The 15025-nt window shown below is 61.4% G+C and carries 12 protein-coding genes; 8 read left to right on the forward strand and 4 right to left on the reverse strand.

Going from position 1 to position 15025, the window contains the following annotated elements; translation table 11 throughout:
* Positions 1-36: 36 nt before the first annotated feature.
* A complete protein-coding gene (locus HMPREF2879_RS07145) occupies positions 37-2205 on the reverse strand; it encodes an AMP-dependent synthetase/ligase (RefSeq protein WP_049353012.1) in 2169 nt (722 codons plus the stop codon).
* Between the two features lie 151 nt (positions 2206-2356).
* Positions 2357-3223 (reverse strand): alpha/beta hydrolase, encoded by an 867-nt coding sequence (locus HMPREF2879_RS07150; RefSeq protein WP_070592918.1) that lies wholly within the window; start codon positions 3221-3223, stop codon positions 2357-2359.
* Between the two features lie 225 nt (positions 3224-3448).
* Here HMPREF2879_RS07150 and HMPREF2879_RS07155 point away from each other — a divergent pair, with 225 nt between their 5' ends.
* On the forward strand, positions 3449-4198 hold the full coding sequence (locus tag HMPREF2879_RS07155; RefSeq protein ID WP_070506767.1) for a lysophospholipid acyltransferase family protein: 750 nt from the start codon (positions 3449-3451) through the stop codon (positions 4196-4198).
* A gap of 336 nt (positions 4199-4534) precedes the next feature.
* Positions 4535-5899 (forward strand): class II 3-deoxy-7-phosphoheptulonate synthase, encoded by a 1365-nt coding sequence (locus HMPREF2879_RS07160; RefSeq protein WP_049356190.1) that lies wholly within the window; start codon positions 4535-4537, stop codon positions 5897-5899.
* A gap of 149 nt (positions 5900-6048) precedes the next feature.
* Here HMPREF2879_RS07160 and HMPREF2879_RS07165 read toward each other — a convergent pair whose 3' ends face one another.
* Positions 6049-7737 carry a serine/threonine protein kinase gene (locus tag HMPREF2879_RS07165; RefSeq protein ID WP_246822931.1) on the reverse strand — a complete coding sequence of 563 codons (1689 nt, stop codon included), beginning with the start codon at positions 7735-7737 and terminating at the stop codon, positions 6049-6051.
* Between the two features lie 248 nt (positions 7738-7985).
* On the opposite strand from HMPREF2879_RS07165, the gene HMPREF2879_RS07170 reads away from it, so the two are divergent.
* Entirely contained in the window at positions 7986-8354 is a 369-nt protein-coding gene (locus HMPREF2879_RS07170) for an Rv2175c family DNA-binding protein (protein WP_005506572.1), read from the forward strand.
* Between the two features lie 102 nt (positions 8355-8456).
* Here HMPREF2879_RS07170 and HMPREF2879_RS07175 read toward each other — a convergent pair whose 3' ends face one another.
* Positions 8457-9689, reverse strand: a complete 1233-nt coding sequence (locus HMPREF2879_RS07175; protein WP_049359876.1) for a polyprenyl synthetase family protein — start codon at positions 9687-9689, stop codon at positions 8457-8459.
* A gap of 185 nt (positions 9690-9874) precedes the next feature.
* Between HMPREF2879_RS07175 and dinB the strand changes: the two genes are divergently transcribed.
* The 5 genes from dinB to HMPREF2879_RS07200 all read left to right on the forward strand — a co-directional run bounded on the left by dinB (position 9875) and on the right by HMPREF2879_RS07200 (position 14999).
* Positions 9875-11302, forward strand: a complete 1428-nt coding sequence (dinB, locus tag HMPREF2879_RS07180) for a DNA polymerase IV (RefSeq protein WP_070635138.1) — start codon at positions 9875-9877, stop codon at positions 11300-11302.
* A gap of 158 nt (positions 11303-11460) precedes the next feature.
* The gene (locus tag HMPREF2879_RS07185) at positions 11461-11862 is read left to right on the forward strand and encodes a DUF3040 domain-containing protein (RefSeq protein WP_049350360.1); all 402 of its coding nucleotides are present in this window, start codon (positions 11461-11463) and stop codon (positions 11860-11862) included.
* A 529-nt stretch (positions 11863-12391) separates the two neighbouring features.
* The gene (gene mraZ, locus HMPREF2879_RS07190) at positions 12392-12823 is read left to right on the forward strand and encodes a division/cell wall cluster transcriptional repressor MraZ (RefSeq protein ID WP_005507741.1); all 432 of its coding nucleotides are present in this window, start codon (positions 12392-12394) and stop codon (positions 12821-12823) included.
* 101 nt (positions 12824-12924) lie between these two features.
* The gene (gene rsmH, locus HMPREF2879_RS07195; protein WP_070635139.1) at positions 12925-13989 is read left to right on the forward strand and encodes a 16S rRNA (cytosine(1402)-N(4))-methyltransferase RsmH; all 1065 of its coding nucleotides are present in this window, start codon (positions 12925-12927) and stop codon (positions 13987-13989) included.
* 20 nt (positions 13990-14009) lie between these two features.
* The gene (locus HMPREF2879_RS07200; RefSeq protein ID WP_070635140.1) at positions 14010-14999 is read left to right on the forward strand and encodes a cell division protein FtsL; all 990 of its coding nucleotides are present in this window, start codon (positions 14010-14012) and stop codon (positions 14997-14999) included.
* The last annotated feature ends 26 nt before the right edge of the window (positions 15000-15025 follow it).

The raw sequence follows: 15025 nt of genomic DNA on the forward strand, positions 1-15025 counted from the left end.
ACGACCCCCTCCTCTCGTTTCGGTAGCTAGAGCCGGTTAGGCGTTGTCGCTTTCAGACTTCTTCTCAGCCTTCTTAGCTTCTGTCTTTTCAGCCGGAGCTTCAGCGGAAGAATCCTCAGCCTTCTCAGACTTATCGGACTTCTTAGCGTCGTCCTTAGCCTCAACCTTCTCTTCCTGAGGCTTCTGCATCATTTCGGCGGTCTGCTCACGCAGCTCCTCAAACTTCTCAGCCGCCTGCTCGCGCAGCTCGGCAAGACGCTCCGCCTGGTGGTCCGCATACTCGTGCAGACGCTCGGCAGCCTGCTCACGCAGTTCAGCGAACTTCTCAGACTGCTCCGCCGCGTACTCCTGCAGACGAGCCAAAGAATCCGACGTGCTATCAGAAACCTTGCCGTACATTTCGTCCACGTAGGAGGAGAAATCCTGCAGCACCTTCGCGCGGCGAATCTTGTGCGAGGGGGTCAGATAGCCGTCCTCCTCGGTCAGATCGCGGTTCATGATGCGGAACTCGCGGATACCCTCGGCGCGCGAGACCAGCTGATTCGCCTCGTCCACAATTCGCTGCACGGCGGCGCGTACCGCCGGATGCACGGCCGCCTCCGGGATGGACAGTGAGCGCGGCAGCCCCAGGTGCTCGAGCTGCTCGGGCAGGGTATCCGGATCCAGGGTCACGAGGGCCGCGATGAAGGGCTTCTCATCCCCCACCAGCATGGCCTGGGAGACCAGGGGAGAGGTACGCAGATGGTTCTCCGCAATGCCCGGAATGACGTTCTTGCCGCCGGCGGTGACGATGATTTCCTTCTTGCGTCCCACAATCTTCAGCAACCCGGCCTCGTCGAACTCGGCCAGGTCGCCGGTACGGAGCCAGCCGTCCTCGGTGAACGCCTGGGCGTCCTCCTCGGGGTTCTTGTAGTACCCCTTCATGACGCCCACACCGCGCACCAGTAGCTCGCCGTCCTCGGCGATGGTGCCCTCGGCACCTGGAAGAAGCGGGCCAATCCTACCGATCTGATACGGGGTGATACGCCCGGCCGCGATGGGAGCGCAGGTCTCAGTCAGGCCGTAGCCCTCGATGACCTGCACGCCCACCGCGTGGAAGAAGTGCGCGAGGCGCTCGCCCAGCGGGCCGCCTCCGGAGACCGCGTAGTGTAGCTGCCCGCCCAGAGCCGCACGCAGCTTGGAGTACACGAGACGGTCGTACAGGGCGTACTGCGCCGCGAGCTTGAAAGATACATGTCCGGTGACCTTCGCCTTCGACCAGGCAATCGCGATGTCCACCGAGCGGTCGAAAAGAGCTTTGTTGAGAGAACCGCCCTTCTCTGCCTTGGCCTTGGCCCCCTCATACACCTTCTCGAAGACTCGGGGGACCACCAGCAGCATGGTCGGCTTGAAGCTATCAAGGTCGGCCGCGAGGTTCTTAATGTTCGGGGAGTGGCCGATAACCACACCGGCGTCCAGGGCCAGCACCTGAATCAGGCGAGCCAGCACGTGGGCCAGCGGCAGGAAGAGAATCGACGAGTTGCGGGGGTTCGCAATTTCGCTTTCCACGAAGCGCGTGTTGGCGCTCAGGTTCAGGAAATTGCCGTGGGTGAGCGGGCAACCCTTGGGGCGGCCGGTCGTGCCGGAGGTGTACACAATGGTCGCGAGGTCGTCACAACCGGCTGCGGAACGTACCTGCTCCAGCCGCTCATCGCTTACCTCGGAGGCGCGAGTGCTCAGGGTATCGAGGTCACCGTTCTCAATGACCCAGCGGTGCTTGAGCTGGCACGGTTCAGAAGTGGAAGCGGCGTATTCTTCAGCCTCAGCCACACGATTCAGGAGCTTCTCATCCTCGACGAAGATGGCGACAGCCTCAGAATGGGACAGCGCCCATGCAGCCTGGGCGGCAGCGTTCGTCTCATATACCGGCACGGAGACAGCACCGGCATACCAGATGGCGAAGTCAATGACGGTCCACTCGAAGCGGGTGCGGCTCATAATGCCCACACGGTCACCCGGGCGGATACCCGCAGCAATCATGCCCTTAGCCAGGTCGGTCACCATCTGGTGGAACTGCTGGGCTCGAACCGGCTGCCAGTTACCCGGCGACATCTGACGGCGGTACAGCACCGGGTTGGAGCTATCGGCTCGGTGGCGCTCAACAATGCTTGTCAGGTTCAGCGAGGGGTCGACAAGAACCTCAGCGGGAGTGGAGAAGACTTTCATAATGCGCCTTTCAAATCAGGGCGTAAGCTCGGGCGGTCCGGGCCGCGGGCTGTCCTCGAATGCTCGAGGTGCCGTGATGGCTTTCTGGTTGTTCTGCTCGCCGCGGCGGGTGATGCATTCGCCGGTGTGCAGCGGGCGGAACTGTCAGAATTTAGTGGTTTAGGGATGCGACAAAAGCTTGAACAGTAGAGAAAAGATACTCGGCGTCGTAGTCGAGCGTTGCCACATGGTAGCTGCGGGTCAGCCACCTAAATTCTACAGGAACTGAACAATGTTCGAGAAAATATTTGTGGGAGCTATCCGACACAGTATGATCGCCCAGTGAACGCGCGTACAGAACCGGCGCCTTCAACTGCGGAATCAGTGCACGCGTCTCAGCACCCAAAAGATGTAACTGATGCACCGCCGCCGTCGGAACGATAGAATACGCGCCCTCGCTCACGCCAGGAACCGCAATATCGGAACCAATCGCCTTGAGCATCGGCAGAACCTTCGACACCTTACCGGCGTGGCGCATCATCGGGTTCACATCCACCATATAGGGGTTAATCAGCACCGTACCCGCCACCGGCAGGCGCGCCGACAGATGGGTCGCCACCGTGCCGCCCATCGACATACCAATGACCACCACACGCAGACCCTGATCGGTCAGGCGGCGGTACCCCTGCTCGGCAGAAGCCAGCCACTGCTCATAGGTGCTATCGCGCAAATCTTTCCAATGAGTACCGTGACCGGTCAGCAACGGCATCTCTACCGCATAACCAAGCTTCATGAAACGCTGAGCCAACGGGCGCATACTGTGCGGCGAACCCGTAAAACCGTGCACCAGCAAAATACCCACAGAATGCTGCGCAGGGTTAGGACTAAAGGAAACGGGGGAGTGATCGAATGCTTCCTGGTCGCCCTCGAGGCGACGCGCCAGGGAGTCCTTAACATTTTGGGTCGCTAGAAGCCTGCGCTCGCGAGCCTTGCGGCGCATCCGCTTGAGCGGCTCCAACGAGTTATCAAAAATGCTCATGGTCCTCCTTAGCCAACCTGCGCGAATATGAACGCAGGTGCAGGCTCTATAGCGTACCCCGACCGGCTACCGCGGGCACAGCGCCGATGCTGGTATATCGCCTCCAGCGCACCCAATACACCGGTGCGCAGAAAAATCGTTCTCTTTTCTTTAATTATCGCGCGTTCTCTCGCGCCTCTCCAGACACGCTAGAATTGAGCCGGGAACATTCAGAGAGGAGACCCCATGCCTAACGCCGCCCTCTATTCAACGCTCAAGATTCTTGGCTCCCCCCTGCTGCAGGGACTGTACCACCATGACGTGGTGGGCCTTGAGAATCTGCCCGAGGGTCCCTACATTGTCGCAAGCAACCACCTGGCGTTCTGTGACTCCATTTTCATTCCTCTCGCCATGCCTCGCACCGTGAACTTCCTCGCCAAGAGCGACTACTTCACCACCCCCGGCGTGAAGGGCCGTGCCATGGCGGCGTTCTTCCGCGGCGTCGGCCAGCTTCCCATGGACCGCTCCGGCGGCCAGAAGAGCCAGGAATCCCTCAATGCCGGCGCGCAGGTCCTCAAGGACGGCGGCATCATCGGCATCTATCCCGAAGGCACCCGTAGCCCCGACGGACGCGGCTACCGCCCCAAGGTCGGTGTCGCCCGCCTCGCAGTTGAAGCAGGCGTGCCCGTAGTGCCCGTCGGACAGATCGGTACCGACCTGATTCAGCCCTCCGGCTCGAACCGTATCCGTCTGCGCCATGACGGCAAGCCCATCCAGGTGCGTACCATTATCGGCAAGCCCCTCACCTTCGAGGAATACACCGACGGCTCAGACCTGAGCCACCGCGTTCAGCGTGAAATCGCCGACCGTATTGGCTCCGAGATCCGTGCCCTCAGCGGCCAGGAATACGTGGACGTGTACGCCGACCGCGTCAAGAAGCTCATGGCTGATAAAAACATGAGCGCTGATGAGGCGGTCGCACACCTGCAACGCTAAACGTTGAGACAACACCCTGAGACAGCACCCCGGGTGCACACATACGACAGATACACACATGCGCCAGAGGGCGGGATGCGGTACGTGCCGCATCCCGCCCTTTCGTATGCCGTTCTGTCAGGGCGCTTTTCACCCCTCGTATCGCCGACACCGGGTGGCGCCATCTAAACATGTGAGATGTACCTGACTGCAGGGTTAGGTGTTGAAGCAAGCAAGAGTACAATTAGGTCTATTCAGCCTGAAGAATCGCAAGCCAGCACGCCGCACACGGCGCGCCGAGCACCCGAAACGGCGGCTGAATCAGAAAACGCACAAGACCATCCCAATGGAGTGAAGATGAGCAATCAAAACCTCAGCACCTCGCAGGCCCCCGACCACGGCCTGGACACCTGGCGTCAGCTGCACATTGACCAGCAGCCTACCTGGAGCGAGCACGAAGATTTTGAGAGCACCATCGCCGAGCTGAACTCGGTACCGCCGCTCGTTTTCGCCGGTGAGGTCGACGCCATGCGCCAGGCACTCGGTGAGGTTGCTGAAGGCCGCGCATTCCTGTTGCAGGGCGGCGACTGCGCAGAAACCTTCGCTGGTGCAACCGCCGACAAGATTTCCGGCCGCGTCAAGACCATCCTGCAGATGTCTGCTGTGCTCACCTACGGTGCCTCCATGCCCGTGGTGAAGATGGGCCGCATGGCGGGTCAGTTCTCCAAGCCGCGCTCCGCAGACATGGAAACCCGCGGCGACGTCACCCTGCCCTCCTTCCGCGGCGAGACCGTCAACGGTTTCGACTTCACCCCCGAAGCCCGCGTACACGACCCCAAGCGTATGCTGCGCGGCTACCACACCAGCGCATCCACCCTGAACCTGGTGCGTGCCTTCACCAAGGGCGGCTTCGCAGACCTGCGCGCCGTGCACCAGTGGAACCGCGGCTTCACCTCCAACCCCGCGCATGAGCGCTACGAGAAGACCGCCAACGAAATCGGCCGCGCCCTCAAGTTCATGGAAGCATGCGGCGTGAACTTCGAAGCCCTCAAGACCACCGACATGTACGTCGGCCACGAGGCACTCGTGCTGGACTACGAGCGTGCCCTGACCCGCATCGACTCGCGCACCCACCTGCCCTACGACACCTCCGCACACTTCCTGTGGATTGGCGAGCGCACCCGCGGCATCGACGATGCACACGTAGACTTCCTCTCCAAGGTCCGCAACCCCATCGGCGTGAAGCTGGGCCCGACCACCACTACTGAGGATGCACTCGCACTGATCGACAAGCTCGACCCGAACCGCGAGCCCGGCCGCCTGACCTTCATCACCCGCATGGGTGCGAAGAACATCCGCGAGAAGCTGCCCGCAATCGTTGAAGGCGTGCAGGCTGAAGGCGCGAAGGTCGTCTGGGTTACCGACCCGATGCACGGCAACACTATCTCCGTGCCCTCCGGCTACAAGACCCGTCGCTTCGACGACGTGCTCGACGAGGTTCGCGGCTTCTTCGAGGTGCACGAGGCTCTGGGCTCGTTCCCCGGCGGTATCCACGTGGAGATGACCGGCGACGACGTGACCGAATGCCTGGGCGGCTCCGACGCTATCGACGAGGCAGCACTGGCTGACCGCTACGAGTCCCTGTGCGACCCGCGTCTGAACCACTCGCAGTCCCTGGAAATCGCGTTCCTGGTCTCCGAGTACCTCAAGAACCGCGCATAAAACGCTCACGCTTTTCGCCGCGATAGGTGGCGGAGAGTAGCAGACGCGACAATGCCCGGGTCTTCACTCACACTGAGTGAAGACCCGGGCACGTGCGTTTAAGTAGCGCGCGGTACAAACGGGGAAAAGACGCTCAGGAAGGCGCGCTGCTAGAAGGTCAGGAACGCCTCAATATTGCGCCACCACTGAGACTGCACGAGCGAGGTCGCAAGCCACCAGCCGGTAAAGCTCGAACCCATACCCAGCAGAATGAGCGCGAGAGCCCAACCGCCCACCGCCATACCGGAGGGCGGAGTCCTAAACTGCTTAGCGGGCAGGCGAGGATCCTTCTTCGAAGACTGAGCGGAATCATCAGAAATACCCGCAGACTCCTCAGCCTCAGAAGCGCTCGCCGAGCTCTTAGCCTTCGAACGGCGCGAACCCGAGGAGCTCAACGAACGCTCGGCATGAATCGGTGCGTACTCGCCGTGAGCTGAGATAAACTCCTGCTCTGTCTGCGGGCCAATACCAACGGACTGAGTGAGCGGGCCCTTCGCAGCTGCGGCGCGGCGGCCCATGAACGAGCCCAGGCCGCGCTTGCCGGATTTGCCCTTTGCGCCGTCCGGCTCATCCTCAGAGTCGTCAGCATCGGAGGCAGAACTCACCAGCGGCGGAATGCCCTGGCGGTTCAGCACGGAGTCCTCAGCGTCCACGTCGGCAAGGTGCACGCCCTGACCGGTTGCCGAGGCATCGTACACGAGGCTGTCGGGGGAGTACACATCGTACGCCAGCAGATCGCGGGCATCGCTAAACGCACTAATCGGGGTGTTACGCACCATCTGCGCGGCACCGCTACGCTCCGCAATATCGGCAACAGCCTCCCAGAGGGGAAGCTCCGGCTCCGGGCACGAGGGGGCACGCCAAGCGCGCTCGGACTCACCCAGCGACTCAGAAATCTCCAGCAGAGCCGTAAACAGCTCGGTCGCATCCTCCGGGCGGGCATGAGGCTGCTTGCGGGTACACCACGAAATCAGCCCCGCAATATCGCGGTCCGCACCCGGGGCAACATCGGTCAGCGCGGGCATCTCAATGTTGGCGTTGTGGTAGAGCACCTGCTGGTCATTCTCCAGACCCACAAAGGGCAGACGACCTGAAAGCATGCGGTACATCATCACGCCGAGCGCAAAAATATCAGCCTGCGCGCCAACCTTCACCTTCGGGTCCAGGACCTCCGGCGCAACGTAAGCGGGGGTACCCATGGGGGCGCCCGCATCCACCTGATCATCACGGCGGGAAAGGCCGAAGTCCGTGAGCTTCACCTGACCGTTAGCGTCCAGCAGAATATTGCCCGGCTTAATATCGCCGTGCAGGTAGCGGTTCGCGTGCACCTCCGAGAGCGCCTCCACCACCGGAATGAGAATATCCAGAGCCTCACCCAGGGACAGGGCATTACGCACACGCAACAGCTGGCTCAGGGTGCAACCGTGCACATACTCCAAGACGATGTACATGACCATCTCGCCCGAAAAATATTCGGTACCCGAAGAAATCACACCCACCGTATGCCCGCCGCCGCCCACCTGGCGCATCGAACGCTCTTCACGGTGGAATTTCTGGCGGTTCGCCGCATCCTTCGCCAGGGTGGGGGAGAGGACCTTGAGCGCGACCGGGTTATTCGACCACAGGTCCAGCGCATAATAGACCTCGCTCATGCCGCCGCGGCCAATGAGCGAACCCACCTGGTAATGACCCTCAATAATGGCGCCACTGAGCCACTGCGAAGAACCGATAGCGGTATCCGGGGCAGCGGGGCGAGTGGCGGGAGGAACAGAAGTATTTGCAGAAGAACGAGGGGTCACAGGAGAAATCCGGCGTGGGCTGGGAGTATTCATACGTCTCAACATTTTAGCCCGCCCACCTGGGCAGAAGCGATACTAGAGGGCGCCGGGCAGGTGAACACTCAGCGAATTCTTACAAAGTGCCGGTGGACCCGACTCCAACGCAAGAACAACGGGCAAAGTACAAGAACGAAAGAACCCGGGAGGGGCAGCGAACCTGCGGCGGGTCAAAAGTGGTAAATACGTGCCAGCTCTGGCACTCTTAAAAGGTGACTAACGAAAATATTGCTCAGACCTTCGCCCTCGTTGGCGATTGGGTAACCATCCCCGAAATTGCGCAGGCACTCGACCTGAAGGTGACCCGCGTTCACAACCTGATTTCTGACGGTACGCTCATCGCTCTGCGCGACCCGGAAACCAACGTGCGCAAGGTACCCGCACTGTTCATGAACGGTTCGCGAGTACTCGAATCCCTCAAGGGCACCCTCGCTGTCCTGAAGGATTCCGGCTTTAGCGATGAAGAAGCTATCGTGTGGCTGTACACCAGCGACGAGTCCCTGCCCGGCCGTCCCATTGACGCGCTGATTGACGGTCGTAAGACTGAGATCCGTCGCCGTGCGCAGGCACTGGCTTGGTAATCTGGCTCGGTAATAGCGGCTCAGAACTATAGCTAAATACGTTGAGGCGGCATACTTCGGTATGCCGCCTCAACTTGTTTAACGTTTATATGTGCTGGACCTCTACGCCTTGCGACGCAGTGCACGGCCCACGATATCGGTCAGCGCCGCATGCGCCAGCTCGTCCAGGTTCATCGCCTCCAGCGCCTCAAACACAGCCTGAGACTTCTGTTCAATCAGCTGCTCATGCTTGGCGAAAGCGCCCGAAGAAACCATCAGCTCGCGGATGCGCTCCACCTGCTCATCGCTCAGCTCGGGATCGCCCAAGCTATTGTGCAGAAGCGCTGCGTCCTGCTCGTCGAGGGCTGCGGAGGTGAGCGCCACCAGCACGGTACGCTTACCCTCACGCAGGTCATCGCCAGCGGGCTTACCGGTCACCTCGGGCTGGCCGAAGACGCCCAGCTCGTCATCACGCAGCTGGAAGCCCTCACCCAGCGGCAGGCCGAACGCACGGTAACCGGCAAGTACCGGGTGCTGCTCGCTCACGGCACATGCACCGCTCTCCAGCGCGGCAGCCTGCAGAGCCAGAGCGCCACCAATCGTGAAGGGGTGCTCGCACGAGTACTTGGCGGACTTGAAACGAATCACGTTCAGGGCACGCTGCAGAGCCGCCTGAGCGTCCTCGGTTTCGAGAACCTCGGAGTAGACGTCCAGGTACTGACCCGCCAGAACCTCGGTGCGCATCCGGTCAAAAATAGTGCGCGCAGGGGCGCCATAGATTGCTCCCTCACCCAGGGACGCAAAAACCTCGGCAGACCACGCCAGGGTCAGATCGCCAGCAAGAATGCCGCCGGTCAGACCGTAGTTGAAAGCATCACCGCGCCAACTATTCTGCTCGTGCGCCGCCTCGAAACGCTTGTGCACGGAGGGAGCGCCGCGGCGGGTATCGGAGCGGTCGATAATATCGTCGTGAATCAGTGCGGAGGTCTGGAACAGCTCTACCGCCATGCCGGCCTTCACAATGGACCAGGATGCGCGGTTCTCGGTTACGGGAGCGCCGCCCGCACCGCGCCAGCCCCAGTAGCTCAGCAGGGCACGCAGGCGCTTGCCGCCGGTGGAGAGGGACTCAATAGCCTCAAGTAGGGGTAGAGTTTCGGCAGAAATACCCTCGAGTAGCTCGCGCTGGCGGGCAAAAAACTCAGCCATGAGAGTGTCAAAAGCGTGCAGGTAGGCTCGCTGCTCTTCAGCAATACGCTCAGCGAGGTGCGCAGAATCCGCCGGGATATTCGGCGCCGCTACGGTGAGGCTCTCGGTCGCCTGGGGAGTGTGTGCTCCGGAAGGAGAAGGGGGAGTCATACTATCCTCGCTGATGGTCGCTGTGTACGGTCCTGATGCGGTGCGGTGTGCACTTCTTCTAGCTTAGTGGAGAAAAGTCCAAGAGAACGCATTTGCGAACATGTTTACGGTAAGTTGCCTCTATTTTTCGTAGAAATGTGCTATATTTTCGGTAGGTAGGCGTAGAAGCTATGAGAGGAGGCGACATGGGGCAGGCGCGAACCAGCAAGAACAGCGGCTCAAGGAACGGCCGCGTCATTATGCACCTGGACATGGACGCCTTCTTCGTCAACGTCGAACTCCTCGAAAACCCCGCTCTGCGCGGCGAACCCATTATCGTGGCGCCCCTGGGCCCCCGCTCGGTCGTCTGCTCCGCCTCCTACGAGGCGCGCGCCCACGGAGTGCACTCCGGCATGCCGCTCAGTCGCGCCCGAAACCTCAGCCCCAACGCGACTGTCCTGCCGCTGCGCGGCGACTACCGGCACTACTCCCGCGCCGTCATGGCGATCCTGAACGACCTGAGCCCTTACGTTGAACAGGTCAGCGTGGATGAAGCCTTCGTGGACCTAACCGGCGCTTATCTGCACGGCCAAGACCCCGTCGCCCTGGCGCAGAGCGCTCGCGACCGCATCGCGCAGGAACTCTCCCTGCCCTCTTCCGCGGGGGTTGCGCCCAATAAACTACTCGCCAAAATGGCGTCCACCGGTAGCAAGCCGAACGGGCTGTGGGTTATTCCGCCCGAGCGCGTTCAAGAATTTCTTGACCCGAGAAAAGTCTCCGACCTGTGGGGAGTGGGTGCGAAAAGCACCGAGCAGCTCTCCCGATACGGTATTCACACCATTGCCCAGATGAGGTCCATGAGCCTGGACTGGCTCAAAGAACGCTTCGGCACTGCCCAGGGTGAGCATCTCTGGGCCATGGCGCGCGGCATTGACGAACGCCCCGTGGTGACCGAACGCGAAGAGAAAAGCATGGGTGGCGAGCACACCTTCGAGACGGATACGACCGATGCCCAGGAGGTGAGCGCCGCTATTCGGGAGCTGAGCCTCAAATTGGGAAAGCGCCTGCGCGCCGCCGGGAAACTTGCCGGAGGGCTCAGCCTCAAAATCCGCTACAGCACCTTCGAAACGCACACCCGCGCTATTGCCCTGAACGTGCCCGTAGACTCCGGCATGCAGATTGCCTCCCTGGCATTGGAAGCCCTGCGCGCAGATGAAATCTTGGTGGGGCAGGCGGCGCCCCGCGCCCTGCGACTCATCGGAGTGCGCGCCGAAAAGCTCGCCCGCGCAGAAGACGGAGTGCAACAAACCCTCTTCGACTCCATCGAGAGCGGGGCAAACTCACGCTCCGCACAAACTGGCTCTGCAAAAACTGCCTCCGCACAAACCGTCTCCGTACAATGGGGCGGCGGGGGAGCTGGTAATAGTCCGCAGAACGGTACTCGCACAGGGGCTGGTATTTACTCGGGGTCTGGTATTCACTTGGGATCTGGCGCGCGCCTCGTGAAAAGCGGCAGATGGTCCGAGGTTGAGCACGTCATGGACGCGATTCACCGTAAGTACTCACAGGAAAGCCTCAAGCCAGCCTCCGGAGTTACCGCGCCCGAGAAGAGCATTGACGAAAAGAGGTCATAAAGAGCTTCTGTCCGAAAAAAGAATGCGCCAACCCCACCCGGCGCGGTACCATGGGAAGCATACGACGGGAAGAAGCGCTCACCGCGCCAGCTGATGCACTAGCTAACCCGGCTGATACCGACGTCATCTTGAGCAGAGACACCTCAAAGGAGAAAACGATGGCACTGTCCGAGCGCGAACAGAAGGTTCTGGACCAGCTTGAAGAACTCATGAGCAATGAGGATCCGCACTTTGCCTCCTCCATGTCTTCAACCGGCAATACTGCGCCGGTTTTTAGTGCTCGCCATTTGGCTCTCGGTATTCTCTTCGTTCTCATCGGCCTGGGCATCATTATTGGCGCGGTCGCATCTAACATGATTTGGCTGGGCGTATTCGGCTTCCTCTTCGCGGCCGGTGGCGTGTACTTCGCAACCACCAGCAAGAAGACCCCGGTGGATTCCTTCCTCGGCGGTAAGGCAGAAGGCGCAGCCCGTGTGCGTCAGCGCGAGCAGAAGGATCAGTCTTCCTTCATGAACCGCCTGGAGAACCGCTGGGACGAGCGTAATAACGGCCAGCTCTAAAGCATTTAGGGTGCAGAAGCTTCGCGGCTTAGCTCATAGAGCTGACCCCCGATGCGAACATCTCAAAACTCAAGACTGATTAAGCGGAGGTAAGAATTCTCTTACCTCCGCTTTCTTGTGCCCATTTTCTGCACTCAGTTCCCGGTGCCGGGTGTTGTGCCCCGAACCGTGAACAGACCCGAACGGTGAACAGACCTGAGCCCCCTCGAAGCAGGCAATCTGAGGGTTGCACACTGAGCGGGAATACGCCCGAAGCTGTGTAGAAGCTGTGCGGCAGCGTTAAAAATGCAGAAGAGAGCATAAAAACACTAAAAGATACTCTGCCGGGTGGGGTAGGTGGTGGAAAGTGGGGTAAAGTGGAGGGGAAAGCTGAAAGTCAGTCCTATCGCCGTGCCCTCAAACAGACGGCGGAGGCGTCGGCCCGGCACACCCCGCCACCGGCACCTACAGGATGTGTGGAGCAACCACGCTCCCGCAGGCTTCAGCACAACGGCACACATCAGGGGCACACATCGGGGAGGTGAAGTGAATGTTCTTAGGTACCTACTCACCACGAATGGACGCCAAAGGACGCATCATCCTTCCCGCCAAATTCCGTGAGGAACTCTCAGCAGGCCTCGTTCTGACCCGCGGTCAAGAACGATGCCTGTACGTTTTCCCCGCCGCAGAATTTGAACGCATCCACGAACGGATGCGCACCGCGCCCCTACCCGGACGAGCCGCCCGAGACTTCCTGCGAGTCTTCCTCTCAGGGGCCTCAGACGAACTGCCCGACAAGCAGGGACGCATCACCATCCCGCCGATACTGCGCCAATACGCAGGACTGACCGACAACCTCGTCGTCATCGGATCCGGTACCCGCGCAGAAATCTGGGATGCCGCCGCCTGGGAGGAATACCTCGCCCGCACCGAAGCTGAATTCGCCTCCCTCGACGAGGACCCGTTCAGCCCGCTGCTCTAACCGGCATCCCGCCGACGCGACGGCTACCGCCCCGGCATCTCTAGCACCCGCACCACTCTTCCGTAAGCCTTCCCGCAGGACAAACTCTCACAGGAGCACCCATGAGCGTAGAACACGCCCCCGAAACCGGTACGACCGCATCCGGCTCTGCCGCCAAGGTGACCGGCGCATCCATTGAGAACCTCTCCCAGCGTGAAGCCAGCGAACGTCACGTGCCCGTGATGCTGGACCGCTGCATTAACCTGCTGGCGCCCGGCATCGAACGCGCCGTTGAGGAGCGCGGCACCGCCTACGTTATTGACGGCACCCTCGGTATGGGAGGTCACTCCGAGGCGCTACTTGAACGCTTCGAAAACCTTGTGCTGATTGGCATTGACCGCGACCTGCAGGCGCATGCCATCGCCGGTGAACGCCTGGCGCGCTTCGGTGACCGCTTCGTACCCGTCCATGCCGTCTACGACGAAATTGACCGCGCCATGGAAACCGCCGGTGTGCAGGGCATCGACGGCATCCTGATGGACCTGGGTGTCTCCTCCATGCAGCTGGACGAACGCACCCGCGGCTTCGCCTACTCCTACGACGCTCCCCTGGACATGCGCATGAACTCCGAAGACGAGCTCACCGCCCGCATCGTCGTCAACGAATACAGCGAAGACCAGCTGCGCCGCATTATCCGCAACTGGGGCGAAGAGAAGTTCGCATCGCGTATCGCCCGCGCCATCTGCACCGCCCGCGCCAACGCGCCCCTGGAAACCACCGGTGAGCTCGTACGCATTATCCAGAAGGCTGTGCCCGTCGCCGCGCAGCGCACCGGTGGACACCCCGCCAAGCGCACCTTCCAGGCGTTGCGTATCGAAGTGAACCACGAACTGGAAGCCCTCGAACGCGCCGTACCGGCAGCCCTGGAGGCGCTCAACCTCGGCGGCCGATTTGTCGCCATGAGCTACCACAGCCTCGAAGACAAAATCGTCAAGAGGGCACTGACCGCGGAGGCAACCTCCAAGGCACCCAAGGGCTTCCCGGTAGAGCTTGAAGAGCACAAGCCCACCATCAAAATCATTACCCGCGGCGCCGAACCGCCTACCGACGAGGAAATTGAACAGAACTCTCGCGCCGCCAGCGCCAAGCTGCGCGCCGCCGAGAAGATCCGCATCCCCGCCAAGTAGAAGACAGAAAGCGAAGAAGAGTGAGCACCCAGCACGCATCCCAGCGCCCCACCCGCACCCAGGGCGCCCCGCGGAGTCGACGCGCCGGTTCCTCGCGCCCTGCCGCCGGCACCCCCAGCGCCGTTGGCTCTACCCGCGCATCCTCTACAGGTGGCTCCACCGGGGCGAGCCGCGCCTCCACCCGAGCACACTCCGGCCGCACCCGCACCGCACGTCTGGAGCCGGTCACCGCCTCCCAGCCGGTGGTCCGCCCCGTCAGCACCGCCGCATCTCACGGTGGTAAGCGCACCTCAACGAACGCGAGCCGTGTTCCCTCGAGCGTCCGTGCGGCAGCACGCACCGAAGAAGCACGCGAAACGAAGCCCAAGCAGCGTAACCCGCTGTCCACTGTGCGCCGCCGAGCCCGTAAGCTCAGCCCGCCCACCATGCTCGCTGTTTTTGCGGCAATTCCGCTGACCCTGATTTTTATTCTGCTGCTTAACGTGCTGATTGTGACCCGACAGTACGACATGGTGGATTTGCGCGCGCAGGAACAGCGCCTCGTGCAGGAGAACCAGGCGCTGCAGCAGGAGATTGGTTTCAAGGAAGCCCCGCAGGATTTGGCGATACGCGCCAGTACCCTGGGCATGTTTGTGAGCTCTTCGCAGGCGACCCTGAACCTGCAGACTTCCACGATTGAGGGCACCCCCGCCCCGGCTGCAAGCCCCACCGGTATTGAAGGATCCAAGCAGGAGAACCTGATTTCGCCGCCGGCAGCGGGTTCGGAAGAAAGCTACGCCAAGGGCATTGTGGATGCTGACAAGTCTGTTCAGCAGCGACACAGCCAGGCGAGCGCTACGGCAAAGGCATCTGCAAGCGCCTCGGCAAGCCCCGCGCAGCAGGCTAACCCCGCTCAGCAGGCCAACCCCGCACCGGCGAATAGCGCCCCTGCTAGCCCGGCTGCTTCCGCCGCACCGAGCGCCGCTCAGCAGCCCGCAGCTAGCCCCGCGGCAAGCCAGGTTGCACGATAAACAATATTGACCACAGGATGCGTAGC

This window comes from Rothia sp. HMSC069C04 (assembly GCF_001812895.1).
Lineage (GTDB): Bacteria > Actinomycetota > Actinomycetes > Actinomycetales > Micrococcaceae > Rothia.

What these genes read in the sequence shown, in the direction of transcription:
- HMPREF2879_RS07185 (WP_049350360.1), top strand. Translation starts at nt 11,461, where the DNA reads ATGGCACTGTCCGAGCGCGAACAGAAGGTTCTGGACCAGCTTGAAGAA.
- HMPREF2879_RS07150 (WP_070592918.1), bottom strand. Translation starts at nt 3,223, where the DNA reads ATGAGCATTTTTGATAACTCGTTGGAGCCGCTCAAGCGGATGCGCCGC.
- mraZ (WP_005507741.1), top strand. Translation starts at nt 12,392, where the DNA reads ATGTTCTTAGGTACCTACTCACCACGAATGGACGCCAAAGGACGCATC.
- HMPREF2879_RS07145 (WP_049353012.1), bottom strand. Translation starts at nt 2,205, where the DNA reads ATGAAAGTCTTCTCCACTCCCGCTGAGGTTCTTGTCGACCCCTCGCTG.
- dinB (WP_070635138.1), top strand. Translation starts at nt 9,875, where the DNA reads ATGGGGCAGGCGCGAACCAGCAAGAACAGCGGCTCAAGGAACGGCCGC.
- rsmH (WP_070635139.1), top strand. Translation starts at nt 12,925, where the DNA reads ATGAGCGTAGAACACGCCCCCGAAACCGGTACGACCGCATCCGGCTCT.
- HMPREF2879_RS07160 (WP_049356190.1), top strand. Translation starts at nt 4,535, where the DNA reads ATGAGCAATCAAAACCTCAGCACCTCGCAGGCCCCCGACCACGGCCTG.
- HMPREF2879_RS07175 (WP_049359876.1), bottom strand. Translation starts at nt 9,689, where the DNA reads ATGACTCCCCCTTCTCCTTCCGGAGCACACACTCCCCAGGCGACCGAG.
- HMPREF2879_RS07155 (WP_070506767.1), top strand. Translation starts at nt 3,449, where the DNA reads ATGCCTAACGCCGCCCTCTATTCAACGCTCAAGATTCTTGGCTCCCCC.